Here is a 24,712-nt window from a genome sequence, read left to right as displayed (position 1 = left end):
GAACCGAGAGCGCTCGAACCAACGGCAACGACCCCGCACCGGATCGGTGTGGGGCCGTTGCCAGTTCGGGACCGCCCGCCTAGCGGGGAATCGGGATGGGTATCGGGATCGGCGGCAGCTGCGGCAGACCCGGTATCTGAATACCCGGCACCGACGGCTGCGGGGCGTTCGGCGCGGGCAGCGGATGCTGGGTGCCGTCACTGACGTAGATCGTGATCACCGAGCCCGGAATCGCCGAACCATCCGGCGAGATGCTCATCACCGTGCCCTTGTTCGCGCCCGGGGCCGAGGTGACCGACACCTGGAAGCCCGCCGCGATCAGATTCGCGGTCGCCTCGGACTGGTTCTGGCCGATCACATCCGGAATCTGTGAGTTGTTCGAACCGCGCACGTATTTGTCGTCCAAGGGTGGCAGACCCAGCGGCGGGAACTTGCCGAGCACATTCTTCATCGCGCCCAGCCAACTGCGCGCCGGCTCATTACCGCCGTACAGATTGCCGCTGCCGCAGTTGCGCAGCGGGTACGAGCAGATCTCGCCCGGGGTCGGGCTGTCGCCGTAGATGTACTCCGCGCCGGCGAAGAAGTTGCTGAACGCCAGGAAGGCCGAGGAGCGGTGCGTCTCGGTGGTTCCGGTCTTGGCGGACAACGGGAAGTCCCAGCCCACCGATCGGGCCGCGCCCGCACCGGTACCGCTGACCACGTCGTGGCTCAGCGCGTTGGCGAGGGTGTTCGCCAGGCCCGGATCGACCACCTGCTCGCACGCCTGCTGGGTGAGCGGCACCGTCTTACCGCTGCGATCCACCACCTCCTTGATCGGAGTGGGCGGGCACCAGCGGCCGCTGGAGGCAAGCGTCGCGGCCACATTCGAGAGCTCCAGGGCGTTCACCGCGACCGGGCCGAGGGTGAACGAGCCCAGATTCTGATCCTTCACCATATCGGCCAGACTCTGGTTGCCATGGCCGGAGGTGCCCGGCTGCGCGTACGAGCGCATACCCAGGCGGATGGCCATATCCACGGTCGGGGTGACGCCGACGGCCTGAATCAGCTTGACGAAGGCCGTATTCGGCGAGGTGGCCAGCGCCTCGGTCACCGACAGAGGTGATTTGTAGTTGCCGGCGTTCTTGACGCAGTACGTTTCGGCCGGGCAGCCCGGCGTTCCACTGTTACCCATGCCCTTGGCCTGGAAGGTAGCGGGCACGTCCAGCTGGGCGCTGATACCGAGCCCCTTCTCCATCGCCGCGGCCGTTGTGAAGATCTTGAAGATCGAGCCCGCGCCGTCGCCGACCAGCGAATACGGTTGCGGCTGCACGGTTTCGTGCGCATTGCCGTCCAGTCCGTAGGTGCGGCTCGACGCCATCGCCAGCAGTGGATGCGAATCCTGTCCGGGAGCAATGACATTCATGACCGAGGCGATATCGTCCAGATTCGGATCGGCGTTCGCGTTCACCGCGGCCTTGGTCGAGTTCTGCACATCCGGATCCAGGGTGGTCCGAATCAGGTAGCCGCCCTTGTCGATCTGATCGCGGCTGATACCGGCATTGGCCAGGTACTGCAGCGCGTAATCGCAGAAGAAGCCGCGGTCATTGGCGGCGATGCAGCCGCGTGGCAGCCCCTTGGGCTCGGGCAGCACGCCCAGCGGATCGGTCTTGGCCTTGCGGAATTCGTCGGCCCGGCTGGGGATATTGGCGATCAACGTGTCCAGCACGGTGTTCCGGCGCTCCAGCACGCCCGTCGGGTTGGTGTACGGGTTCAGTTTGGAGCTGGACTGCACCATGCCGGCGAGCATGGCCGACTGCACGATGTTCAGATCCTTGGCGTCGATGCCGAAGTAGGTCTGCGCGGCGTCCTGGATGCCGTAGGACGAGTTTCCGAAGGGCACCAGGTTCAGATAGCGGGTGAGGATCTCGTCCTTGGTGAGCTGCTTGTCCAGCGTCATCGCCATGCGGATCTCACGGATCTTGCGGGCGGGTGTGGTCTCGGTGGCGGCGCGGCGTTCGGCATCGGTCTTGGCCACCACGAGCAGCAGGTAGTTCTTCACGTACTGCTGGTCGATGGTGGAGCCACCCTGCTGCACCTCACCGCCGCTGGTGTTGGTCAGGAAGGCGCGGAAGGTGCCCTGCCAGTCCACACCACCGTGTTCGGCGAAGCGTTTGTCCTCCACGGACACGAGTGAGAGCTTCATGTCGTTGGAGATCTTGTCGCTGGGGACTTCGAATCGCCGCTGTTCGTACAGCCACGCGAACGGCTGGCCGTTCGCATCGACCATGGTCGACACCGCCGGGACCGCACCCTCCACCAATTCGGCGGAGACGTTGTCTACGGCGTCGGCGGCTCGGTTCGAGATATAGCCGAAGCCGCCGGCGAGTGGGAACAGCAGCCCGGCGAGGAGGACGGCGGCCAGGACGCAGCTGCCGGCCAGTCTCGCGAGCGTTCGTGTGATCGGCACGACCCATAGCCTAATTGCCCTTTCCCGCTGTCGGCGTCCGCCCGGGCGAGGGTGTTCATTCGCCCGAATCATGCCGACTGACCGGTTTTAGGCAACGAATGCGTGGACGGGCGTACCAGAAAATCTCAGGACGGTCTTGCGCTGGCCGTGCACCACTATCTAGATTGAGAACCCAGTGTGATAGAGCTAACACTCAAAGTGGAATGTGGTGCAGTTCGCAGTGGGGTTGGGTATCTGCGCGCTGCACACGCGATTCTGGAGCGCCGTGACCCGGTGTTCGGACTGCAAAGGGGCACTTAAATGCACATGACTACCCCGATAGCTCGATTGGACGTGGAGCAGGCCGAAGCAAGGATCGCCTGGGTTTCCCAGGCTCGATGCAAGGAAGTGGATCCCGACCAGTTGTTCGTGCGAGGCGCGGCACAGCGCAAAGCGGCAACCATCTGCCGGCACTGCCCGGTACTGATGGAGTGCGGGGCGGACGCCCTGGACAACCGCGTCGAGTTCGGTGTGTGGGGCGGCATGACCGAGCGGCAGCGTCGTGCGCTGCTCAAGCAGCATCCCGAGGTGACATCCTGGGCCGATTTCTTCCGGGTCCAGCGTACGCAGAAAGTAGCCATGTAACCCGTATCCCCATAAGCAGAATGGACCGAGCCCGCTGATGCGGGCTCGGTCCATTTCTGGGGTAATAACGGGCAGAACAGGCAAATCCTCCGGTGTTATTCAGGGGGCTTGCGCACTCACGCCAGCGGTGGCGCAAATACGTCAGGCGGACCGAGTGGCTCCCGCCTCGGCCAGCTGATCGCCGACCGCGCGCAGCGCCTCGACATCGGCGACCTCGAACGGCAGTGCCGTCACCGCCGCGATCGGCACCCGCGGATGCGCGCCGGTGAACCGATGCAGCAGATGCTGTTCCCGCTTCGCGGTCACCGCGCGCTGCGCGTGAATCCGCAGTACGGCGGCGGCCAGCGCGGCCGGGGTCTCGGATTCGCCGTTCACGGCGGCCTGCGGGGCCAGCTTGTCCGCGGCCACCGACGCCTGCTCGGCCGAGAGCGAGCTCAGCACCGGATGCGTGCGATTGAGCACCAGACCCGCGAGCGGCATCTTGTCGGTGGAGAGCCGATCCACGAAGAACGACGCCTCGCGCAGCGCGTCCGGTTCGGCCGCCGCCACCACGATGAAGTGCGTACCGGGCCGGGACAGCATGGCGTAGGTGCGATCCGCGCGATCCTGGAAGCCACCGAACATGGACTCCAGGGACTGCAGGAATACCGAGGCGTCCTTGAGCAGCTGCCCGCCGACGATCGTGGAGACACCGCGCAACGCCAGACTCATCGCCCCGGCCACCAGTTTGCCCACGCCTCGGCCCGGGGCCATGATCACGCGAATCATCTTGCCGTTCAGAAAATTGCCGAGCCGCTTGGGCGCGTCGAGGAAGTCCAGGGCGTTCCGGGAGGGTGGAGTGTCGACCACGATGAGGTCCCACTCGCGCTTGCTCGCCAGCTGACCGAGCTTCTCCATCGCCATGTACTCGGAGGTGCCGCCGAAGGAGGAGGCCACCGTCTGATAGATCGGATTGGCGAAGATCTGCTCCGCCTTGTCCGGGCTGGTGTGCTCGAGCACCATGTCATCGAAGGTGCGGCGCATATTCAGCATCATGGCGAAGAGCTCGCCCTTGACGCCCTCGCCCAACTCCACCTTCTGCGGGGTGTTCCCGAGATCGCTGACCCCGAGCGACTGCGCCAACCGGCGCGCCGGATCGATGGTCAGCACCACGACCTTGCGGCCCGCCTCGGCGGCGCGCAGTGCGATGGCCGCGGCGGTGGTGGTCTTGCCGACGCCGCCGGAGCCGCAGCACACCACGATGCGGGCGGTCGGATCGGCGATGATCTTCGAAATGTCCAGGGGGACGGTATTGGCCGGAACGATCATGGTCAGCGGACTCCCTGCGCGCTCAGAACTTCGGCCAGCTCGTACAGGCCGCCCAGATCCATCCCGTCGGCCAGCGCCGGGAGGTACAGCCGCGAGATGTCGACCTGGGCCAGGTCGGCGGCGTTCTCGTCCTGCGCGTGCAGGCGGGCGGAGTGCTCCAGGGTCTCGGCGACCAGACCCTGGAAGTCCGCCTCGGACAGGGTGATTCCGGCCTCGGCGAGTCCGGTGCGCAGCGCTTCGGTGTCGAATTCACCGGCGGCGGCCTTCTCGCGCAGGGCACGCGGCAGATAGCCCTCATTGGCGCGGTTCACGATGACCGTGCCGATATTCAGATCATTGGCGGTGAGTTCGGCGACCGCGTCCGCGGTCTCCTGCACCGGTAGCGCCTCGAGCAGCGTGACCAGATGGATCATGGTCTGCGGCGAGTGCAGCAGCTTCGAGACTCCCTCGGCCTGCGAGGCGATCGGGCCGCCACCCGCGATCTCGGCCATGGCCTGGGTGACATCCAGGAAGCTGGCGATCCGGCCGGTCGGCGGTGCGTCGATGACTATTTCGTCATATGCCGGTTTACCGGCCTTGTCGACGCGCACCGCGCACTCTTTGATCTTGCCGGTGAGAATGACGTCCCGCAGACCCGGCGCGATGGTGGTGACGAACTCGATGGCGCCCACCCGGCGCATGGCGCGGCCCGCGAAGCCCAGGTTGTAGAACATGTCCAGGTACTCGAGGAAGGCGTGCTCCACATCGAGGGCCAGGGCCAGCACCTCACCCCCGCCGTCGGCGGTGGCGATACGAGTCTCGGTGGGCGGCAATGGCGGCAGATCGAAGAGCTGCGCGATGGACTGTCTGCCCTCGACCTCGACCAGTAGTACGCGGCGGCCCCCCGCCGCGAGTGCCAGTGCCAATGCGGCCGCGACCGTGGACTTTCCGGTGCCGCCCTTTCCGGATACGTAATGCAGGCGGGCTTTGTCCGCCCGCTCCGGCCAACCTGCTTCGACCCCCGGCTCAACCGAAACGGGCACTGCTATCGGTACTCCCACGCTCGCGAGCCTATAACTCGTTCCTGCTTCCTGCCCAGAAGAGACACCGACTGTCTGATACACCACTCTGGAATCTTGGGTTTCCGGATTCGAGTGCGCCAGAGCAGGGTCCGGAGTATGGGACCCGGTGGCCGGGGCTAATCTCACCCCATGAGTGAAGTGACCGCGTGGGAGTACGCAACCGTGCCGCTGTTGACGCACGCCACCAAGGCAATCCTCGACCAGTGGGGCTCCGATGGCTGGGAGCTCGTCTCGGTACTGCCCGGGCCCACCGGTGAGCAGCACGTGGCCTACCTGAAGCGACCCAAGAACTGATGGCCGCCGCCACCGCCTGGGCGGAGAACCTGGAGAAGCTGGGGCTCACCCTGCCCCCCGTGGCCGCACCCGTGGCCTCGTACATCCCGGCCATCCGGACCGGGAATCTGGTCTACACCTCCGGCCAGCTGCCGTTCGTGGATGGTCAGCTCTCCGCGACCGGCAAGGTCGGCGCGGAGGTCTCGACCGAGCAGGCCGCCACGGCCGCGCAGCTGTGCGCGCTCAATGCGCTTGCCGCCGTGCATGATCTGGTCGGACTCGACAATGTGGTGCGCATTGTGAAGGTCGTCGGATTCGTCGCCTCCGCACCGGGCTACAGCGATCAGCCGGTCGTCATCAACGGCGCGTCGAACTTCCTCGGCGAGGTCTTCGGCGATGCGGGCGTGCACGCACGCTCCGCCGTCGGCGTCTCCGAACTGCCGAAGAACACCCCCGTAGAGGTCGAACTCATCGCGGAAGTGCGCTGACGCCTTCCTTTTTCGGGAAGCGGCGGGTGTGGTGAGTTCAACCCTGGACCCGCCGCACTCGCTGAGTTAGGACAGAACTATGACCCTCACTCATCCCGCGTACGCGCAACTGCGGCAAGTGACCCCGTCCGCCGCCGTCGTACTGGCGGACAATCCCAGTGGAATGACCCTGCAGGGCACCAATACCTGGCTGCTGCGCGCGCCGGGGAGCGCGGAGTACGTGCTGGTGGATCCGGGGCCGGAGGATCACAAGCACACCGAGGCGGTGGTGCGCGAGACCGGCGGGAACATCGCCCTCACCCTTGTCACCCATCACCATCTCGACCACACCGGGGGCATCGGCCGGCTGGTCGAGGCCACCGGAACTCCGGTGCGCGCCAAGGACTCCCAATTCCTGCACGACTCCACCGAGGTGCTCGCCGACGGTGAGGTCATCGAGGCGGCCGGAGTGCGGATCACCGTGCTCGCGACGCCGGGGCACACCCGGGATTCGGTGAGCCTGCTGGTGGACGGCCCCGATGACGGTGATGCCACGCTGCTCACCGGTGACACCGTATTGGGCAGTGGCACAACGGTGCTCGAATCCCGGGATGGCGCGCTCGCCGATTATCTGGAGTCGTTGCGGCGATTGGCCGAGGCCGCGCCCGGGCGGGTGCTGTTGCCCGCGCACGGTCCGGATCATCCGGATGCGCTGCCGGTGATCGATTTCTACATTCGGCATCGCGAGGAGCGGTTGAACCAGGTTCGGGCGGCACTGGCGGAGCTGGGGCCCGATGCGGAGGCGTTGCGGATCGTCGAGAAGGTGTACGCCGATGTCGACAGGTCGCTGTGGCCGGCCGCGCAGAGTTCGGTGCGGGCGCAGTTGGCGTATATCCGGGCGCGGGGCTAGTAGCAAACACGTAGGGACCGGGTCGTCACCGAGGTGACGACCCGGTCCCTACGAGTCTCTGTTCCCTGCCGGTACTACCTGGCGCGGCGGGCCAGGCGCTCCGAGTCGGAGATGAGCACGCTCTTGCCCTCGAGTCGAAGCCAGCCGCGGTGCGCGAAGTCGGCCAGGGCCTTGTTCACGGTTTCGCGGGAAGCCCCGACCAGCTGGGCGATCTCCTCCTGGGTCAGGTCGTGGGTCACGCGCAGCGCGCCCGCTTCCTGGGTACCGAAGCGCTGTGCGAGCTGCAGCAGCGCCTTGGCGACGCGACCGGGCACATCGGTGAAGATGAGGTCGGCCAGATTGTTGTTGGTGCGGCGCAGACGACGGGCGAGGACCCGCAGCAACTGCTCGGCGATCTCCGGGCGCTGATCGATCCACGCCTTGAGGGCGTCCCGATCCATGGTGACCGCGCGAACCTCGGTGACGGTGGTTGCCGTCGAGGTACGCGGACCCGGATCGAAGATCGACAGCTCGCCGAACATGTCCGACGGGCCCATGATCGTCAGCAGATTCTCGCGACCATCGGGGGAACGTCGGCCGATCTTCACCTTGCCGGAGGTGATGATGTAGAGCCGGTCTCCCGGTTCGCCCTCGTTGAAGATGACATGACCGCGCGGAAAGTCCACGGGCTGAAGTTGTTTGGCGAGGGCAGCCACCGCGGTGGGCTCGACGCCTTGGAAGATGCCTGCTCTGGCGAGGGCCTCGTCCACGAATGTGCTCCTTATGGGAAATGGCTCTGTCCTGGACCGAAGCATTCGGCCGACAGTGCAGTCTACTTTGCAATACGCCCGGGTAGTGATAGACACCACGCGGCAGGGTCATTCTCCGACACGCAGAGTCGGTTTACACGACACGCACCGTCGATCCAGCGACACGCAAAGTTCAACTCTAGCGACACGCCGTCAAGCCCACGCAGGAAGATCGGAAAACGCCGCTGACCGGCCGGATATCGGCGAAACGGGCAGCGGCGGACAAAAGCGATTCAGCTGGCCTGGGCTACATCCATGCCCTTGGCTGCCGGTCGGGCGCGCCTCGGGCGCGCCGCCGCGGCGGGCAATCCCAGTTTGGTCAGGTCACTGACCTCGGCATTCGTGGCTCGATCCAGATACTGCTGAACCTCGGGGTCCGGTTCGAGCAGCTTGCGAAGCCGATTCTCGACACGTTCCATCACCAATGCGAACAGCATCAGCGCTATCGGAAACAGCACCACAGCGAGTCCTTGCATAGGGAGGAGTAAACACGGCGAAGGTCTCAGATGGAACACGGGAGGTAGTCAGCCAGGTTGATGGGGCTTGGCGGTTCCGTAAGGTGGACGCGTGCGTGTCTCCACATCCAGCGCGGCCGCGAATGGGGCCGAATCCGGCGCTCCCGCCGTGCCTACCAGCGGTAGGACCGCGCCCAAGGGCGGAAAAGCCAAGTCGCGCGCCAAGGAGACGCCCACCGGTCTGGTACGCCGCGCCCGCCGGATGAATCGCACGCTTGCGCTGGCCTTTCCGGACGCGCACTGCGAACTCGACTTCACCACGCCACTCGAATTGGCCGTGGCCACAATCCTTTCCGCGCAGTGCACCGATGTCCGGGTGAACCTCACCACACCGGCGCTGTTCGCCAAGTACCGCAGCGCTCGCGATTACGCCGAGGCGAATCGCACCGAGTTGGAGGAGTTCATCCGGCCCACCGGCTTCTATCGCAACAAGACGAATTCGCTGATGGGACTGGGGCAGGCGCTGGTCGAACGCTATGACGGCGAGCTCCCGAACACCTTGAAGCAATTGGTGGAGCTGCCGGGTATCGGCCGTAAGACCGCGAATGTCATCCTCGGCAATGCCTTCGGTGTGCCCGGTATCACCGTCGACACTCACTTCGGCCGCCTGGTCCGGCGCTGGAAGTGGACCGATGAGGAAGATCCGGTGAAGGTCGAGCATATTGTCGGCGACCTCATCGAGCGCAAAGAGTGGACCATGCTCTCGCATCGGGTGATCTTCCACGGCCGCCGCGTCTGCCATGCCCGCAAACCCGCCTGCGGTGCTTGCGTTCTGGCCAACGACTGCCCCTCCTACGGTCTCGGCCCCACCGATCCGGTCACCGCGGCGGCGCTGGTCAAGGGCCCGGAGACCGAGCATCTGCTCGAAATGGTGGGCCTGTGAGTCTTGCGGCTCCGCCCGAAAACCGCACCCGCCCACGGCCGTCAGACGCCGTGGGCGCGTGCGGTCCGCGACGGCGCGGCGGGATGCTCGCGGTGCTCGTGGCGCTCGCGCTGGCGATTGCGGGGTGTTCGAGTACCGGTGATACGCCGAGCAAGGGTGCACCCGCCGCTGCCGAGAAGTCGGTTTCGGCCGCGGAACGGGCACACGCGGCGCTGGCCGACTGCCCGGTGCCATCGGGAGCGGCGGTGGGGGACAGTCCATTGCGCGGGCTCGCCCTCGAATGTCTCGCCGACGGCAAGCCGATGGATTTGATCGCCGCGCTCGCGGGCAAGCCGGCGCTGCTGAATCTCTGGGCCTACTGGTGTGGCCCGTGCGCGGAGGAATTGCCGCTACTGCAACAGTTCTCGGATCGGGCGTCGGCGTCGATCACGGTGCTCACCGTGCACAGTGATCCGAGTACGGCCAAGGGTTTGTCCCGATTGACCGGGCTCGGTATTCATCTGCCGGGTGTGGCGGATCCGGATACCAAGGTGCGCAATGCCGTCGGCGCTCCGGCGGTGCTGCCCATCTCCGTGCTGTTGCGTGCGGACGGCACCGTGGCGAAACTCGTTGTGCGCCCGTTCAAGAGCGTCGACGATATTGCCGATACGGTCGCCGCCGAGTTGGGGGTGCGGGCGTGAGCGCCGGTGCTGTGGTCGATCTTGGAGTGTGGGCATGAGACTCGAGGTGCCTACGGGCTCCATTCCGGAGTGGCTGAGATCGGTGGCCGAGCATGATCCGGCCGATCCGACCGGTATGAATCCGGTGTTGCGGCGCATCGCCTCCGCGGCCGTGCGTACCCGTGACGCGGCGGTGCTGGTGCTGTTCAGCGGGTCCGGCGCCGCCGATCCGCGCGCGCTCGGCGGGCTGCCGGACGATGCCGATGTGCTGCTCACCCAGCGCGCCGCCACCATGCGCACGCACAGCGGGCAGGTGGCGTTCCCGGGCGGTGGGGTGGAGCCCGGCGATGACGGCCCCATCGGCACCGCACTGCGCGAGGCGCGGGAGGAGACCGGACTCGATCCGGCCGGCGTGGAGCCGATCGCGGTGCTGCCCAAGATCTTCGTACCGCCGTCGCGGTTCGATGTGACCCCGGTGGTCGCCTACTGGCGCACCCCCGGTGAGGTCGGTGTGGTGAGCGAGAACGAGGCGTCCCGGGTGGTCCGGGTGCCGGTCGCGGACCTCGTCGATCCGGCCAACAGATTCGTGGTGCGGCATCCGCTCGGCTATATGGGTCCGGCCTTCACGGTGGACGGCATGCTGGTGTGGGGCTTCACCGGGGGAGTGCTCGCCGGGCTGCTGGCGGTATCCGGGTGGGAACTGGAATGGGACCATCACGATGTGCGTGATCTGCAGGCCTCACTGGCCGCGGTTGGGATGACGTTATGAGCTCTTCGGCCTGGCTCGACCTCGGGATCCTGATTCTGGCGCTGCTCGCGGCCACCTCCGGGTGGCGGCAGGGCGCGGTCGCCTCCGCACTGGCCTTCCTAGGCGTGGTGCTGGGCGCGGTGGCGGGCATTCTCATCGCCCCGCACATCCTCATCCACCTGAGCGAGGGGCGCTCCCGGGTGCTGGTCGGCGTACTGCTGATCGTGGCCCTGGTGATCGTGGGTGAGGTCGCGGGGATGGTGCTGGGGCGGGCGGCGCGCAGCGGTATGCGCGATCCGTTCACCCGCAGTGTGGACAGTGTGGTCGGCGCGGGCCTGCAGATGGCCGCGGTGCTGGCCACCGCCTGGCTGCTGGCGCTGCCGCTGGCCAATTCGTCGCAGCCGGGAATCGCGGCCGCGGTCAAGAACTCTCAGGTTCTGGTGAATGTGGACCATGTCGCGCCGGATTGGCTGCGGCGGGTGCCGAACGAGTTCTCCAACCTGCTCAATACCTCCGGGCTGCCGGATGTGATCGGCCCGTTCGGCCGGGTGCCGATCGCCGCGGTGGAACCACCCGATGCCAGTGTGCTGCAGTTGCCGGTGGCGCAGTCACTGCAGACGAGCGTGCTGCGAATCCGCGGTATCGCGCCGAGTTGCCAACGGCAGTTGGAGGGTTCGGGCTTCGTGGTCGCACCCGAGCGCATCATGACCAACGCGCACGTGGTCGCGGGCACCAGCACGGTCAGTGTGGATACCGCGCGCGGATCGATGGAAGCCCAAGTGGTGCTGTTCGATTCGTCCAAGGACATCGCGATTCTGGCGGTGCCCGGATTGAACGCACCGGTGATTCCGCTGGCCCCGGCCGCCGCCAACTCCGGTGAATCGGCCATCGTGCTGGGTTACCCGGGTGGCGGGCGCTATACGGCCAGTGCGGCCCGGGTGCGCGAGACCCTGGATCTCAAGGGCCCCAATATCTATCGCGACAACAATGTGCAGCGTGAGGTCTACACGGTGCGCGGCCAGGTGCGCGCGGGTAACTCCGGCGGCCCGCTGGTCGACACCGACGGCAATATTCTCGGCGTGGTCTTCGGTGCCGCCGTCACCGACGACGACACCGGCTATGTGCTGACCCTGGACGAGGTGCGGCCGGAGGTGAACGAGGCGGCGGGCGTCTCGACCCCGGTCGGTACCGGGAGTTGCGTACTCAGCTAGGACAGCAGTTTGGCGAGCTCGGCGGTGACCGCCGCCGGGTTCTCCTGGTGCGCATAGTGTCCCGCGTCCGGGATCTCCACCACGCGGCGCTGTGGCGAGAACTCCTGCCCGCGTCGAATCGTATTCGCGAGAATGTAGTGGTCGCGGTCGCCGTACATGGACAGCACCGGGATGCGGATGGGTTCGCGCATGGTCTCCATGAAACGCGCGCCGTCCGGTCGCCATTGGCTGCGGAAGGCCCAGCGCTGGTACTCCAGACCACAGTGCGCCGCACCGGGAATGCGGATGGCGGTGCGCATGCGCTGCACGGTGTCCGCGAATTCCGCTGTCCCGGACCAGTGTTCACCGGCGCGACGGCGCAGCAGGCGTTCGATCTCCGCGCCGGCATCGGCGGTGAGCAGATTCTCCGGATAGCGGGGCAGCTGATAGCGCAGGAAATTCGGCAGCCACACCGAGCGCTGTTTGCGGTCGCGCAGGATGGAGCTCTTGAGCGCCGCCGGATGCGGTGAACTCACCAGTCCGATGGCGCGTACCACCCGCGGTTGCAGTACCGCGGTCGCCCAGCAGACCAGGCCGCCCTCGGCATGCCCGACCAGCGTGGCCTCGGTATGTCCGAGCGCGCGTACCAGTCCGGCGATATCACCGGCCAGGGTCCACCCGTCATAGCCGCGCGGTGGTTTGTCGCTGTCGCCGTAACCGCGTAGATCCATCGCGACGGCCCGATAGCCGAGCTCGGCCAGTGCCGTCAGCTGATGCCGCCACGACCACCAGAAGTCACCGAAGCCGTGCAGCAGCACCACAAGTGGTGTTTCGGGGTCGGCGAAGACCACACTGCCCGCGGGCATGGCCTCCACGACGTGGAAGCGAATGCCGTTGGCATGCACATCCCGATGGGTCCACGGTCCGTCGTAGCGGACTGCGGACGGATCAGGGGACGAAATCGACGACACGCCGAGGCAGCGTAATCGACGGTCTACAGCCGCGGCTTGCCGAGACCGACCGGAGTGTCGTCCGAATGCTCACCGGCGGCACCGAAACCGCTGGGCAGCAGCGTCTTCGCCTCCTTGAGCGATTCGATGGTCTTCTCCGGCGCGCGCAGTCTGCGCACCTTGAGATAGCCCAGCAGCGCCAGCGCCGCGGTGGCCACGATCATCAGCAGGAAGACGATGAGGAACGCCAGCCAGCGGTATACCCACACGTCCAGCAGTTCGGCGAGGAAGAAGAAAAAGAAGAAGGAGCTGAACAGCAGGACGGTCAGCGCTCCGATGAAGAAGACGCTGCCCTGCAGACCCTTCTTGACCTCGCCCGTCACCTCCGCCTTGGCGAGCGCCACCTCCGCGCGTACCAGCGTCGACATCTGCTCGGTCGCGTCCCGAACCAGAGTGCCGATCGTCGCCGACTCATGTGTATCGACATCGGACAACGGAATCGAGGTGATGGTGCGGGTGCGATTCCCGTCTCGCCCGTTACCGCCCTGTGTGAAGCTCAATTGCTCGACCCTTCTCCATGTCCCGGAACTGCCCGGTGCGCTCTCACTCTTGTCCCTGCAGTGCCCGCTCGTCTCGGCGTGCCTGGTGGGCACGGCCACGACGCAACAGTAGCGCCGAACCCGCCAGGGAAGCCGCCAATGACGTCAGCAACACCGCTGCTTTCGCCAGTTCGACTTCGGAGCCGTCGCCGACGCCGTCCAGTGCGAGTTCTGCCACCAAGAGGCTAACGGTGAAGCCGATCGCACCTAGTACCGACAGGGCGAACATGTCCCGATAACCGAGATCGTCGGGTCGGCGCGCGATGCCCAGACGTACCGCGAGCCAAGAGAACCCGAAGATGCCGACCGTTTTTCCGACCAGCAGGCCGACGATGATGGAGAGCGAGATCCGGTCGGTGAACAGCTTCGAGAAGACATCGCTGTCGAGCTTCACGCCGGAGGCGAAGAGCGCGAACAGCGGTACGCAGATGGCCGCGGAGATGGGCTGGAAGAAGTGCTCCAGCTTGGCGGCGGGTACGCAGTGCTCGTCCTCGTCCGCGTCGGGGCGCACCCGGGTGAGCAGTCCCAGCGCCACACCCGCCAGTGTCGGATGGATGCCCGCCTCGTGCAGCGAGTACCAGGCGAGCAGCGCCAGCGGTACATAGAGGAACGGTGTGCCGATCCGTTTCCATTGGCCGAGCGCCCAGATCGCGCAGCACAGGATGGCGATGGCCAGCCACAGCATCTTCAGGGTGGTGGTGAACAGCACCGCGATCAGGATGATGGCGATCAGATCGTCGACCACCGCCAGGCTCAGCAGGAATACCCGCGCCCCCGGCGGAATGCGGGAGCCGGTGAGCGCGAGCACGGCCAGCGCGAAGGCGATATCGGTGGCGACCGGGACGGCCCAGCCGCGATCCATGCCCTCCACGCCCCAGCCGATGCCGATGGCGATCAGCGCGGGCATGACGACACCGCCGATGGCGGCCAGGATGGGCAGGGTCGCGCGTTTCGGGTCGGCGAGTTCACCGACCACCAGTTCCCGTTTGAGCTCCAGGCCCGCGACGAAGAAGAAGATCGCGAGCAGACCGTCCTTGGTCCAATCGGCGAGGGTCAGATTCAAATGCAGGGCGGGAATGTCGAGATGGGTGTCGACCATGGTCGTATAGCTCGCGCCCCACGCGGAGTTGACCCACAGCACGGCGGTGGCCGCGGCGATGAGAAGCAGTGCGCCACCGAAGGTTTCGGTCCGTAGATAGCGGGTGAGTTCGGAGCGCATCTGGACAATCAAGGGTGCACCTTTCCGGCAGTACGGTCGACTGAGCCAGCGGCGTGCGACTCCACCAGGTGCGGTCGACGCATACCGCATGCCGACCAGACTTCCCGGCACACCTTACGCAATTCTAACGGTCGAAATCCGGCATCGGAACAGGGGCACGCCGCCCGACCTGCGGCGAAGGATGCTATGGATGGCGAACGGCCCCGGTGACCAGCCGGTCACCGGGGCCGTGGCGCTCATTCGCGAAACGACTTATCCGAGCGCGCTTTACGACTTTCCGGCGCGAATGGCCTCGAAGACGTTGGGATCCACCAGGGTTGAGGTGTCACCCAGCTCGCGGCCCTCGGCCACATCGCGCAGCAGGCGGCGCATGATCTTGCCCGAACGGGTCTTGGGCAGCTCGGGAACCACATGTATCTCGCGCGGGCGGGCGATCGGGGAGATCTCCCGGGAGACCTCGGCCTTGAGCTCGGCCACCAGATCCGCGCCGGTGTCCTTGGCCTCGGCGGTGAGGATCACGAAGGCGACAATGCCCTGGCCGGTGGTCTCATCCGAGGCGCCGACCACCGCGGCTTCGGCGACACCGGAGTGCCCGACCAGCGCGGACTCGACCTCGGCGGTGGAGATGCGGTGGCCCGAGACGTTCATGACGTCATCGACCCGGCCCAGCACCCACAGGTCGCCCTCGGTGTCGAGTTTGGCGCCGTCACCGGCGAAGTACCAGCCCTGCTCGGCGTACCGAGCCCAATAGGTTTCCCGATACCGGTCGTTGTCACCCCAGATACCACGCAGCATCGAAGGCCACGGCTGATCCAACACCAGATACCCGTTGGCCTCGGTCTCCCCGAGCACGACGGGCTTGCCTTCCTCGTCCACGACCGTGGCCGAGATCCCCGGCAGCGGGGTCATCGCCGCACCCGGCTTGGCCGCGGTCACACCCGGGAGCGGGGAGATCATGATCGAGCCGGTCTCGGTCTGCCACCAGGTATCCACGATCGGAGTCCTGTTCGCCCCGATCGTTTCCCGATACCAGCGCCACGCCTCGGGATTGATCGGCTCACCCACACTGCCCAGCAGGCGCAGGCTCGACAAATCATGAGCCTGGGGAATCTCCTTGCCCCACTTCATGAATGTACGCACCAGCGTCGGGGCGGTGTAGTAGATGCTCACCCCGTACTTCTCGATGATCTGCCAATGCCGGTGCTCGTCAGGGAAATTCGGGGTGCCCTCGTACACGACCTGGGTCGCGCGGTTCGACAGCGGCCCGTACACGATGTACGAATGCCCGGTCACCCAGCCGATATCGGCGGTGCACCAGTACACATCGGTCCCGGGCTTGTGGTCGAACACGTAATTGTGGGTGTACGAGGTCTGAGTCAGATAGCCACCCGAGGTATGCAGAATGCCCTTGGGCTTACCCGTGGTGCCGGAGGTATACAGGATGAACAGCGGATGCTCGGCATCGAACGCCTCGGCTTCATGCTCGGGCGAGGCGTTCGCCACCGTCTCATGCCACCACACGTCGCGGCCTTCGACCATGGGCGTGTCGATTCCGGTGCGGTTGACCACCAGCACCTGCTCGACCGTCGAATCCCCTTCGGCCAGCGCCTCATCCACCGCGCTCTTGAGCGGAGCGGGCTTACCGCGCCGCCACTGCCCGTCGGTGGTGATGACGAGCCGGGCCGCCGCATCGTCCACGCGCTGGCGCAGGGCGCTGGGGGAGAAGCCCGCGAAGACCACCGAATGCGTCAGTCCCAGCCGCGCGCAGGCCAGCATGGCGACGATGGCCTCGGGGACCATCGGCATATAGATGGCGACGCGGTCACCGGCGACCAGGCCGATGGAGGTCAGGTAGTTGGCGGCACGCGACACCTCGGCCAGCAGTTCGGCGTAGGTGATGGCGCGGGAATCGCCGGGCTCGCCCTCCCAGTGGATGGCGATCTGCTCGCCGTGCCCGTCCAGCACATGCCGGTCGACGCAGTTGTAGGCGACGTTCAGTTTGCCGCCGACGAACCATTTCGCGAAGGGCGCGTCGTCCCAGTCCAGCACCCGGGTCCAGGGCTCGGCCCAGTGCAGGCGCTGCGCTTGTTCGGCCCAGAAACCCTCGCGGTCGGCGGCGGCCTGCTCGTAGAGAGAGGCATCGGCGTTGGCGGAGGCGGCGAACTCAGCGCTCGGTGGATAGGCATCCAGGTGATCGGCGGTGCTTTCGGTCATCTCTCTCTTCTTCTCTCGCGCGTGCAGGCCGCGGGGTGACCGCGGCCACGTTCGACCCTAACCGAGTGTGACCAGGGGCGGGCGCGGCTGTCACCTTCGGTCTCACTCGGCGGGGGAACGATCCCAGTCGCCGCGTGACCGAATCATGAACGTCCCTTTCGTCGCATTGTGCAAAGTGTCAGGTGCGACCCCCGGATCGCGCCGGTCATGTTGCCGGATTGCTAACAAGGCGAACAATCCCGTTTCGAACCGCTGAAATCTGCGTGTCGGACGGTTACTGTCCGTTTCACCCAAGGCGGATCGTGGATAGCGCTGAAGGACCTTCGGCGCGTTTCACCGTCCCCTCGCCATTTCCGGAAACCGGGAGAAACGCGTTGAGAATCAAGACGATAACCACGCTGGCGGCGGCAGCATTGATGGCCACGAGCTTCGCGCTGACCGGCTGTTCATCCGGCGGTGGTGACAGCTCCGACATCGTCACGGTGAACGGCGGCGAACCGCAGAATCCATTGGTGCCCACCAATGTCAACGAGAATATGGGCGGACGCGTGGTGGACCGGCTGTGGGCCGGTCTCAAGTACTACGACGCCAGCGGCAAAGCCACGAACGAGGTGGCACAGTCGATCGACACCACCGACCGGCAGCACTACCGGGTGACGCTCAAGGACTGGAAGTTCACCGACGGCACCGCGGTGACCGCGAAATCCTTCGTCGACGCCTGGAACTACGGCGCACTCGGCACCAACGGTCAGCTGCAGAACGCCGCCTTCGCCGAAATCGCCGGCTACGACGATGTTTCGGCGGATCCGCCCAAGGCACAGACGCTTTCGGGGCTGAAGGTGATCGACGACCACACCTTCACCATCGACCTCAAAGAGCCCTCGATCGACTTCGAGCTGGAGCTCGGCTACGCGCCGTTCTATCCGATGCCGGAGTCATTCTTCAAGGACACCAAGGGATTCGGCGAACACCCGATCGGCAACGGCCCCTACAAGTTCTCCGACTGGCAGCACAATGTGCAGATCGACGTGGTGCCCAATCCGGATTATCACGGCGGCCGCCCGGCCAAGAACAAGGGCCTGCGCTTCGTGATGTACCAGTCCTACGAGACCGCCTACGCGGATCTGCAGGCCGGGAATCTCGACGCGCTCGACATCATTCCGGACAGCGCGCTGGCCACCTACAAACAGGATCTCGGCGACCGCGCCATCCAGCATCCGATCGCCTACAGCCAGCACATCGGCATTCAGCCGACGGTCGCGCACTTCGGCGGCCAGGAGGGCGTGCTGCGGCGCAAGGCCATCTCGATGGCGATCAACCGGGATCAGATCGCGGACAACATCTTCCACGGCACCCGCGTGGCCTGCCAGGACTTCACCGCGTTCACCCTGCCCGGCTTCCGCGGCGGTCTGCCCGGTTCGGAGGTGCTGAAGTTCAACCCGGACGAGGCGAAGAAGCTGTGGGCGCAGGCGAACGCCATATCGCCGTGGTCGGGCACCTTCCAGATCAGTTACAACGCCGATGGCGGACATCAGGCCTGGATCGAAGCGGTCGCCAACAGTGTCAAGAACACCCTCGGCATCGACTCGGTCGGCGTGCCCTACCCGACGTTCAAGAGCATTCGCGACGAGATCACCAACAAGACCATCGGCAAGGCCTTCCGCTACGGCTGGCAGGGCGACTACCCGTCCATGTTCGAATTCCTGACCCAGCTGTACCTCACCGGATCCGGCTCCAACAACACGCAGTACGCCAGCCCCGAATTCGATGCGCTGCTGACCAAGGCGCAGGCCGCCGCCACCCCGGAGGCCGCCTACGACATCCTGGCCCAGGCCCAGACGGTGCTGTTCAAGGACATGCCCGATATCCCGATCTTCGACTACAACGTCGCGGCCGGGCGCTCGGACAAGGTGAAGAAGGCCGAGGTCAGCTGGTCGGGCCTGTTCGACTTCGAGAACATCGAAAAGTAAACCGCCACACGGGGGTCGCGCGCACGAGCCGCGCGGCCCCCGCCGCTCATTGGAGTGCAACATGGCTTGGTATGTCGTGCGGCGGCTGCTTCAGATGATCCCGGTCTTCCTCGGGGCGACCTTCCTCATCTACGCGATGGTGTTCCTGATTCCGGGCGATCCGATTCAGGCACTCGCGGGCGAGAAGAAGATGACCCCGGCGGTGGAAGCGGCGCTGCGAGCGCGCTACCACCTGGATCAGCCGTTCTTCATTCAATACCTGGAATTCCTGAAAGGCATTGTCACCCTTGACTTCGGGACCTCGTTCTCCGGACGACCGGTCCGCGACGAACTGGCCCGCGCCTTCCCGATCACCTTCCGACTGGCCATCATGGCCGTCACCATCGAGTTCGTCTTCGGCGTTGCCTTCGGCCTCGTCGCCGGACTCCGCAAGGGCAAACTCTTCGACTCCACCATGCTGGTGCTCAGCCTGGTCATCATCGCCGTGCCGATCTTCGTGATCGGCTTCCTGGCGCAGTACATGCTCGGCGTGAAATGGGGTATCGCGCCGGTGACCGTCGGCGGTAAGGCCAGCTTCACCGATCTGCTGGTACCGGCGTTCGTACTGGGTTCGCTGTCCTTCGCCTACGTGCTGCGATTGACGCGAAACTCGGTGGCGGAGAACATGTCCGCCGACTACGTACGCACCGCGACGGCCAAGGGTCTGAGCCGTCGCCGGGTGATCGGGGTGCATATTCTGCGCAACTCGCTCATCCCGGTCATCACCTTCGTCGGCACCGACCTCGGCTTCCTGATGGGCGGCGCGGTCGTCACCGAGGGCATCTTCAATATTCCCGGCGTGGGCGGCACGCTGTACCAGGCCATCACCCGCGGCGAACCGCCCACCGTGGTGGCCTTCGTGACCGTGCTGATCGTCATCCTGTTGCTGACCAATCTGATCGTCGATCTGCTCTATGCCGCACTCGATCCGAGGATCCGCTATGTCTGACACAGAGCTCGGAATATCCGAAACCCGGCCCGGGCAAAAACATTTCGTCGCACCACCGGACGAGGTCGAGGTACTGGCCACCGACCGGCTGGACGAAACCGACGCACCGACCAGCGTATGGCGCGAAGCGTGGAAACAGTTGCGGCGCAACCCGATCTTCATCATCGCGGCGCTGTTGATCGTGTTCATCGTGCTGGTCGCGGTCTGGCCGCAACTGTTCACCAGCGTCGATCCGCGATACTGCAGTGGCGATTTCAGCATGCATCCGCCGAGCAGCGGGCACCCGTTCGGTTACGACAAGCAAGGCTGTGACATCTACGCCCGGACCATCTACGGTGCCCGCGCCTCGGTGGCGACCGGACTCGGCGCGACCCTGCTGTTCGTGTTCATCGGCGGCACCCTCGGCGCGATCGCCGGATACTATGGCGGCCTGCTGGATTCGGTGATCTCCCGCATCGCCGAGATCTTCTTCGCACTGCCGCTGACCCTGGCCGCGATCGTGCTCATGCAGCTGCTCGCCACCCGCACCATCTGGACCGTCATGCTGACGCTGGCCTCGTTCAGCTGGCCGCAGGCGGCGCGCATCGCCCGCGGCGCGGTGATCCAATCGCGCAACAGCGAATATGTCACCGCTGCAAAGGCATTGGGGGTGTCGAGGTTCCGCACGCTGGTGCGGCACGTACTGCCGAACTCGGTCAGCCCGCTGATCGTGGTCAGCAGTATCTCGCTCGGGGTCTTCATCGTCACCGAGGCCACGCTGTCCTACCTGGGTGTCGGACTGTCCCGGCAGATCGTGTCCTGGGGTTCGGATATCGCCGCGAACCAGAAGGAGATTCGCACCTCGGCCATCCTGTTCTATCCGGCGACGGCGCTGGCGCTCACCGTGCTCAGCTTCATCATGCTCGGTGACGCGGTGCGTGACGCCCTGGACCCCACATCCCGGAAGAGGTGACCGGCATGACCGAACCACTGCTCGAGGTCCGCGACCTGAATGTCTGCTTCACCTCGGAAGGTAAGCGAATCCCCGCCGTGCGCGGGGTGAATCTGTCGGTGTACCCGGGCCAGACCGTCGCCATCGTCGGCGAATCCGGATCCGGCAAATCGACCACCGCGCATGCCATTATCGACCTGCTGCCCGGCAGCGGGGAGATCACCGACGGCTCCATCATGTTCGGCGGGAAGGACCTGGCCAGAGCGTCCCAGCGCGATATCGTCGGGGTGCGCGGCAAGGGGATCGGCTTCGTGCCACAGGACCCCATGTCGAATCTGAATCCGGTGTGGAAGATCGGCTTCCAGATTCGGGAAACCCTGGAGGCCAACGGGATCGCCAAGGGCGCTGCCGCCAGACAGCGCGCCGTCGAACTGCTCACCGAGGCAGGAATGCCCGACGCCGAGCGCCGGGTCAACCAGTATCCGCACGAATTCTCCGGCGGCATGCGCCAGCGCGCGCTCATCGCCATCGGATTGTCCTGCCGCCCAAAACTTCTCATCGCCGATGAACCCACCTCGGCACTGGATGTCACCGTGCAGCGGCAGATCCTGGACCACCTCGACACCCTCACCACCGAACTCGGCACCGCCGTCCTGCTCATCACCCACGACCTCGGACTGGCCGCCGAGCGCGCCGAACACCTGGTGGTCATGTACCGCGGCAAGGTGGTGGAATCCGGTCCGGCGCAACAGATCCTGCGGGAACCGCAACATCTGTACACCAAGAAGCTGGTGAACTCCGCGCCATCGCTGGCCTCGCAGCGGCTGTCCTCGGTCCAGCAGCGGGCCGAAGTGCGGGCACAGGCCGTCCAGGTGGCGGAGCAGTTGGCCGAGACCGATACCGAATTCGTCAGTGCCCCGGACGAACTGCTCGTCGTGGAGAACCTCACCAAGGTCTACAAGATCCGTGGCAGCACACCCTGGAAATCCACCGAGCTGATCGCGGCCGACGATGTGTCGTTCCGCCTGCACCGTGGCACCACCACCGCCATCGTCGGCGAATCCGGCTCCGGCAAATCCACTGTCGCACAGATGGTCCTGGGCCTGCTCGAGCCCACCTCCGGCCATGTCACCTTCGACGGCCGCGCGGTGGCGAACCTGAATGCCAAGGCCGCCTTGGCCTTCCGCCGTCGCGTCCAACCGGTCTTCCAGGACCCGTACGGCTCCCTCGATCCGATGTACTCCATCTACCGCACCATCGAGGAGCCACTGCGCACGCACGGCATCGGCACCCCGAAGGAACGTGAGGCCACCGTCCGCGACCTCCTGGACAAGGTCTCGCTGCCCGCCTCGGTCATGCGCCGGTACCCCAATGAGCTCTCCGGCGGCCAGCGCCAGCGCGTGGCCATTGCCCGCGCCCTGGCGCTGTCCCCGGAACTGGTCGTCTGCGACGAGGCGGTCTCCGCCCTCGACGTCCTCGTTCAGGCCCAGATCTTGCAACTGCTCAACCAACTCCAGGCCGAACTCGGCCTGTCGTACCTGTTCATCACCCACGACCTGGCCGTGGTCCGCCAAATCGCCGACAACGTCGTGGTCATGCAATCCGGAAAGGTCGTGGAGGCCGCCCCCACCACCGACGTCTTCGACAACCCGCAATCCCCGTACACCCGGCGCCTCCTCGACGCCATCCCCGGCCGCGACCTGCTCGCGGGGTAGTCGACGCGCCGCAGCCCACCCGGTGGCTCGGCGCACGGCCGCGGCCGACAGTGTCGAAATCGGCTCGGCCCGCTCGCCTTCCGCGACGGGTCGGGCCTGCCACAGTGATGGATCCCGGCAGGGCGGTCGCCGCGCGGCCAAGGCGGCGGTCGGCGGCCGGGCGCTCGCCAGTAGCCTCGTACCTCGTGACCGATCCGCTACAGCCACTCGTCGAATTGCCCGGTGTGAGCGAAGCCGCCGACAAGGCGCGTGACGCGCTGGCCGAAGTGCATCGGCATAAAGCGAATCGGCGTGGCTGGCCCACCACCGCCGCCGAGGCGGCCGTGCGCGCCGCGCGATCCTCTGCCGCCATCGAGGGCGGAACCATCGATCTGCCCGCGGACGGCAATGTCGAGGACCCGATTCTCGCCGGTGCGCTGCGCGTCGGACAGGCTCTGGACGGCGATGCGCTGCGGACCCTGGTCGGGGTGTGGGAGCGCGCGCCATTGCAGGCGCTGGCCCGCCTGCACCTGCTGGCGGCGGCCGACATGGTCGAGGACAAGGAGCTGCTCGGCCGGCCGCGCAAGGTGCCGGGTGTGGCCGAGCGACTGGATCTGCTCGCGCAAACGGTACTGACCACCAAGGCCCCGGCCCCCGTGATCGCGGCCATCGTGCACGGCGAGCTGCTCGCGCTGCGGCCCTTCGGTACCGGCGACGGCATTGTCGCGCGGGCCGCGTCCCGGCTCGTTGCCGTGTCCAGTGGGCTGGACCCGCACAGCCTCGGCGTACCCGAAGTGTTCTGGTTGCGCCGCCGCCAGGCCTACCTGGACGCGGCCGCCGGATTCGGCATGGGCACCGCGGAAAGTGTGGGCGGCTGGGTGATCTTCACCTGCGGCGCGCTGGAAGACGGTGCGCGCGAAGCCCGTTCGATCGCGGACTCGGCCTCGGGCTAGGGGTCCGGACATCAAAGCGGGCGGCGTAGTCGCTGGTGCGACCTCACCGCCCGCGTAGCACGGATCGCCTGGTTACCAAGCGTGCTTCTCGGGTTGTGTTTCGGCCTCGGCGAGCTCTCCGGGTCCGGTGCGGATCATCCCCGCGACTTGCGAGGCATTACCGCCGAAACCTCGGATAACGCAGGCCCACAACTACTCGTGCCCTTGTCGCGGCGTGCTCCGCGTGGGTGCCTGGTGTCCGTGCTGGGAAGGGTGGGTCGGGAAACCGGATCTTCTCTTCCGATCCGATCTTGGCCTTCCGTCCTTCCGTGCGTCCATTGTTACTCTGTGACGGCCTTCACATCAAGGGTCATCTGCGGCGACGCAGTAGCCGGTAGCTCACCGCACCCGCCGCCACCGCGCTCAAGGCGACCACGGCACTGGCCGCCACGGTCGTGGTGGAGGGTTGCGGAATGCGCGCCCAGAGCGATACCGGATTCGAGAAGGTGAGCACCGGCCAGCCGCGCGTCACCGCCTCCTTGCGCAGTGCCCGATCCGGATTCACCGCGGTCGGATGGCCGACCGTGCTCAACATCGGCAGATCGGTCACCGAATCGGAGTAGGCGTAGCACCTGGACAGGTCGTATCCGTGTGTGGCGGAGAGCTTTTCGATGGCCTCCACCTTGCCGTCGCCATAGCAGTAGAACTCGACATCGCCGGTGTACTTGTTGTCCTGCACCACCATCCGGGTGGCGGCGAAGTGGTCCGCGCCCAGCGCCTGCGCGATCGGGGCCACCATCTCCTCACCCGAGGCGGACACGATTATCACGTCGTGGCCCCGAATACGATGGTCCGCAATGAGATCCGCGGCCTCGGCGTAGATGAGCGGGTCCACGATTTCATGCAGGGTCTCGGCGACCACCGACCGCACCTGGTCCACATCCCAGCCCGCGCACATCCGGGTCAGATGTTCGCGCATGCGCTCCATCTGATCGTGGTCCGCGCCCGAGAGCAGGAACAGAAAATGCGCGTAGCTGCTCTCCAGTACGGCACGACGGGAGAGCAGACCCTGGTCCAGGAACGGCTTGCTGAACACGAAGGCGCTCGACCTCGCGATCACCGTCTTGTCGAGATCGAAGAAGGCGGCGACTCGTCCGCGCTCGGCTGTCACGGTGCCCAGCTTATGTTTCCGTCGTGACGAGCGCGTGTCGCGGTGTGCTCGATGCCGGATTTTTCCGGGTTCGCCCGGGTTAGCCAGTGGGAAGCGGAGCCGTATCGGCGGGAAAAAGACTCGCCCGACGGACTTGCAAACCCGCCGGGGCTTGGGTGTAGTATCGCAGATA

At 66.0% G+C, this 24,712-nt stretch carries 24 protein-coding genes; 13 read left to right on the top strand and 11 right to left on the bottom strand.

What is annotated here, in order from left to right; genetic code table 11:
• Positions 1-79: 79 nt before the first annotated feature.
• Positions 80-2,446 carry a penicillin-binding protein gene (locus OHB26_RS09780; RefSeq protein WP_330183872.1) on the bottom strand — a complete coding sequence of 789 codons (2,367 nt, stop codon included), beginning with the start codon at positions 2,444-2,446 and terminating at the stop codon, positions 80-82.
• 300 nt (positions 2,447-2,746) lie between these two features.
• Between OHB26_RS09780 and OHB26_RS09775 the strand changes: the two genes are divergently transcribed.
• Entirely contained in the window at positions 2,747-3,070 is a 324-nt protein-coding gene (locus OHB26_RS09775; RefSeq protein WP_067569470.1) for a WhiB family transcriptional regulator, read from the top strand.
• A gap of 141 nt (positions 3,071-3,211) precedes the next feature.
• Here the strand turns inward: OHB26_RS09775 and OHB26_RS09770 are convergent, their stop codons facing one another.
• Together OHB26_RS09770 and OHB26_RS09765 are read right to left on the bottom strand one after the other, a co-directional pair.
• The gene (locus OHB26_RS09770) at positions 3,212-4,378 is read right to left on the bottom strand and encodes an ArsA family ATPase (protein WP_330183871.1); all 1,167 of its coding nucleotides are present in this window, start codon (positions 4,376-4,378) and stop codon (positions 3,212-3,214) included.
• A 2-nt stretch (positions 4,379-4,380) separates the two neighbouring features.
• Positions 4,381-5,400, bottom strand: a complete 1,020-nt coding sequence (locus tag OHB26_RS09765) for an ArsA-related P-loop ATPase (protein ID WP_330183870.1) — start codon at positions 5,398-5,400, stop codon at positions 4,381-4,383.
• A gap of 168 nt (positions 5,401-5,568) precedes the next feature.
• On the opposite strand from OHB26_RS09765, the gene OHB26_RS09760 reads away from it, so the two are divergent.
• From OHB26_RS09760 to OHB26_RS09750, 3 genes are all read left to right on the top strand, one after another.
• On the top strand, positions 5,569-5,733 hold the full coding sequence (locus OHB26_RS09760; protein WP_153802898.1) for a DUF4177 domain-containing protein: 165 nt from the start codon (positions 5,569-5,571) through the stop codon (positions 5,731-5,733).
• Complete coding sequence (locus OHB26_RS09755; RefSeq protein WP_330183869.1) at positions 5,733-6,200, top strand: RidA family protein; 468 nt, start codon at positions 5,733-5,735, stop codon at positions 6,198-6,200. Before OHB26_RS09760 ends, OHB26_RS09755 begins: the two co-directional genes overlap by 1 nt.
• A gap of 79 nt (positions 6,201-6,279) precedes the next feature.
• Complete coding sequence (locus tag OHB26_RS09750) at positions 6,280-7,089, top strand: MBL fold metallo-hydrolase (protein WP_330183868.1); 810 nt, start codon at positions 6,280-6,282, stop codon at positions 7,087-7,089.
• Positions 7,090-7,163: 74 nt separating this feature from the next.
• Here OHB26_RS09750 and OHB26_RS09745 read toward each other — a convergent pair whose 3' ends face one another.
• Positions 7,164-7,838 (bottom strand): Crp/Fnr family transcriptional regulator, encoded by a 675-nt coding sequence (locus tag OHB26_RS09745; RefSeq protein WP_019044571.1) that lies wholly within the window; start codon positions 7,836-7,838, stop codon positions 7,164-7,166.
• A 272-nt stretch (positions 7,839-8,110) separates the two neighbouring features.
• Positions 8,111-8,353: a hypothetical protein gene (locus tag OHB26_RS09740; RefSeq protein WP_033089361.1), complete on the bottom strand. Its 243-nt coding sequence runs from the start codon at positions 8,351-8,353 to the stop codon at positions 8,111-8,113.
• Between the two features lie 148 nt (positions 8,354-8,501).
• On the opposite strand from OHB26_RS09740, the gene nth reads away from it, so the two are divergent.
• The 4 genes from nth to OHB26_RS09720 all read left to right on the top strand — a co-directional run bounded on the left by nth (position 8,502) and on the right by OHB26_RS09720 (position 11,893).
• Entirely contained in the window at positions 8,502-9,275 is a 774-nt protein-coding gene (gene nth / locus OHB26_RS09735) for an endonuclease III (RefSeq protein ID WP_442942998.1), read from the top strand.
• 83 nt (positions 9,276-9,358) lie between these two features.
• Positions 9,359-9,955: a TlpA family protein disulfide reductase gene (locus tag OHB26_RS09730; protein WP_330183867.1), complete on the top strand. Its 597-nt coding sequence runs from the start codon at positions 9,359-9,361 to the stop codon at positions 9,953-9,955.
• A gap of 34 nt (positions 9,956-9,989) precedes the next feature.
• A complete protein-coding gene (locus OHB26_RS09725) occupies positions 9,990-10,703 on the top strand; it encodes an NUDIX hydrolase (RefSeq protein ID WP_330183866.1) in 714 nt (237 codons plus the stop codon).
• Entirely contained in the window at positions 10,700-11,893 is a 1,194-nt protein-coding gene (locus OHB26_RS09720; protein ID WP_330183865.1) for a MarP family serine protease, read from the top strand. The genes OHB26_RS09725 and OHB26_RS09720 overlap by 4 nt, the downstream gene beginning before the upstream one ends.
• On the opposite strand, the gene OHB26_RS09715 is transcribed toward OHB26_RS09720, so the two are convergent.
• The 5 genes from OHB26_RS09715 to OHB26_RS09695 all read right to left on the bottom strand — a co-directional run bounded on the left by OHB26_RS09715 (position 11,890) and on the right by OHB26_RS09695 (position 17,377).
• Positions 11,890-12,834, bottom strand: a complete 945-nt coding sequence (locus OHB26_RS09715) for an alpha/beta fold hydrolase (RefSeq protein ID WP_330185561.1) — start codon at positions 12,832-12,834, stop codon at positions 11,890-11,892. The genes OHB26_RS09720 and OHB26_RS09715 overlap by 4 nt on opposite strands.
• 32 nt (positions 12,835-12,866) lie before the next feature.
• Complete coding sequence (locus tag OHB26_RS09710; protein WP_330183864.1) at positions 12,867-13,382, bottom strand: phage holin family protein; 516 nt, start codon at positions 13,380-13,382, stop codon at positions 12,867-12,869.
• Between the two features lie 43 nt (positions 13,383-13,425).
• On the bottom strand, positions 13,426-14,652 hold the full coding sequence (gene nhaA, locus OHB26_RS09705; protein ID WP_442942888.1) for a Na+/H+ antiporter NhaA: 1,227 nt from the start codon (positions 14,650-14,652) through the stop codon (positions 13,426-13,428).
• 255 nt (positions 14,653-14,907) lie between these two features.
• A complete protein-coding gene (gene acs, locus OHB26_RS09700; RefSeq protein WP_330183863.1) occupies positions 14,908-16,854 on the bottom strand; it encodes an acetate--CoA ligase in 1,947 nt (648 codons plus the stop codon).
• A 286-nt stretch (positions 16,855-17,140) separates the two neighbouring features.
• Positions 17,141-17,377: a hypothetical protein gene (locus OHB26_RS09695; RefSeq protein WP_330183862.1), complete on the bottom strand. Its 237-nt coding sequence runs from the start codon at positions 17,375-17,377 to the stop codon at positions 17,141-17,143.
• Between OHB26_RS09695 and OHB26_RS09690 the strand changes: the two genes are divergently transcribed.
• The 5 genes from OHB26_RS09690 (at position 17,271) to OHB26_RS09670 (ending at position 23,390) form a co-directional block, all read left to right on the top strand.
• The gene (locus tag OHB26_RS09690) at positions 17,271-18,824 is read left to right on the top strand and encodes a peptide ABC transporter substrate-binding protein (protein WP_442942997.1); all 1,554 of its coding nucleotides are present in this window, start codon (positions 17,271-17,273) and stop codon (positions 18,822-18,824) included. The genes OHB26_RS09695 and OHB26_RS09690 overlap by 107 nt on opposite strands.
• Positions 18,825-18,885: 61 nt before the next feature.
• Entirely contained in the window at positions 18,886-19,812 is a 927-nt protein-coding gene (locus tag OHB26_RS09685; protein ID WP_330183860.1) for an ABC transporter permease, read from the top strand.
• The gene (locus OHB26_RS09680; RefSeq protein ID WP_330183859.1) at positions 19,805-20,764 is read left to right on the top strand and encodes an ABC transporter permease; all 960 of its coding nucleotides are present in this window, start codon (positions 19,805-19,807) and stop codon (positions 20,762-20,764) included. Before OHB26_RS09685 ends, OHB26_RS09680 begins: the two co-directional genes overlap by 8 nt.
• A 5-nt stretch (positions 20,765-20,769) precedes the next feature.
• On the top strand, positions 20,770-22,458 hold the full coding sequence (locus tag OHB26_RS09675; RefSeq protein ID WP_330183858.1) for an ABC transporter ATP-binding protein: 1,689 nt from the start codon (positions 20,770-20,772) through the stop codon (positions 22,456-22,458).
• Between the two features lie 185 nt (positions 22,459-22,643).
• Complete coding sequence (locus tag OHB26_RS09670) at positions 22,644-23,390, top strand: oxidoreductase (protein WP_330183857.1); 747 nt, start codon at positions 22,644-22,646, stop codon at positions 23,388-23,390.
• Between the two features lie 349 nt (positions 23,391-23,739).
• Here the strand turns inward: OHB26_RS09670 and OHB26_RS09665 are convergent, their stop codons facing one another.
• Positions 23,740-24,549, bottom strand: a complete 810-nt coding sequence (locus OHB26_RS09665) for an HAD family hydrolase (protein ID WP_442942996.1) — start codon at positions 24,547-24,549, stop codon at positions 23,740-23,742.
• Between the last annotated feature and the right edge of the window lie 163 nt (positions 24,550-24,712).

It is taken from the genome of Nocardia sp. NBC_01503, from assembly GCF_036327755.1.
Lineage (GTDB): Bacteria > Actinomycetota > Actinomycetes > Mycobacteriales > Mycobacteriaceae > Nocardia.
This window is presented reverse-complemented; position numbering and strand designations above follow the sequence as displayed.

What these genes read in the sequence shown, in the direction of transcription:
- OHB26_RS09775 (WP_067569470.1), top strand. Translation starts at nt 2,747, where the DNA reads ATGCACATGACTACCCCGATAGCTCGATTGGACGTGGAGCAGGCCGAA.
- OHB26_RS09770 (WP_330183871.1), bottom strand. Translation starts at nt 4,378, where the DNA reads ATGATCGTTCCGGCCAATACCGTCCCCCTGGACATTTCGAAGATCATC.
- OHB26_RS09760 (WP_153802898.1), top strand. Translation starts at nt 5,569, where the DNA reads ATGAGTGAAGTGACCGCGTGGGAGTACGCAACCGTGCCGCTGTTGACG.
- OHB26_RS09755 (WP_330183869.1), top strand. Translation starts at nt 5,733, where the DNA reads ATGGCCGCCGCCACCGCCTGGGCGGAGAACCTGGAGAAGCTGGGGCTC.
- OHB26_RS09750 (WP_330183868.1), top strand. Translation starts at nt 6,280, where the DNA reads ATGACCCTCACTCATCCCGCGTACGCGCAACTGCGGCAAGTGACCCCG.
- OHB26_RS09740 (WP_033089361.1), bottom strand. Translation starts at nt 8,353, where the DNA reads ATGCAAGGACTCGCTGTGGTGCTGTTTCCGATAGCGCTGATGCTGTTC.
- OHB26_RS09730 (WP_330183867.1), top strand. Translation starts at nt 9,359, where the DNA reads ATGCTCGCGGTGCTCGTGGCGCTCGCGCTGGCGATTGCGGGGTGTTCG.
- OHB26_RS09725 (WP_330183866.1), top strand. Translation starts at nt 9,990, where the DNA reads ATGAGACTCGAGGTGCCTACGGGCTCCATTCCGGAGTGGCTGAGATCG.
- OHB26_RS09720 (WP_330183865.1), top strand. Translation starts at nt 10,700, where the DNA reads ATGAGCTCTTCGGCCTGGCTCGACCTCGGGATCCTGATTCTGGCGCTG.
- acs (WP_330183863.1), bottom strand. Translation starts at nt 16,854, where the DNA reads ATGACCGAAAGCACCGCCGATCACCTGGATGCCTATCCACCGAGCGCT.
- OHB26_RS09690 (WP_442942997.1), top strand. Translation starts at nt 17,271, where the DNA reads ATGGCCACGAGCTTCGCGCTGACCGGCTGTTCATCCGGCGGTGGTGAC.
- OHB26_RS09685 (WP_330183860.1), top strand. Translation starts at nt 18,886, where the DNA reads ATGGCTTGGTATGTCGTGCGGCGGCTGCTTCAGATGATCCCGGTCTTC.
- OHB26_RS09680 (WP_330183859.1), top strand. Translation starts at nt 19,805, where the DNA reads ATGTCTGACACAGAGCTCGGAATATCCGAAACCCGGCCCGGGCAAAAA.
- OHB26_RS09675 (WP_330183858.1), top strand. Translation starts at nt 20,770, where the DNA reads ATGACCGAACCACTGCTCGAGGTCCGCGACCTGAATGTCTGCTTCACC.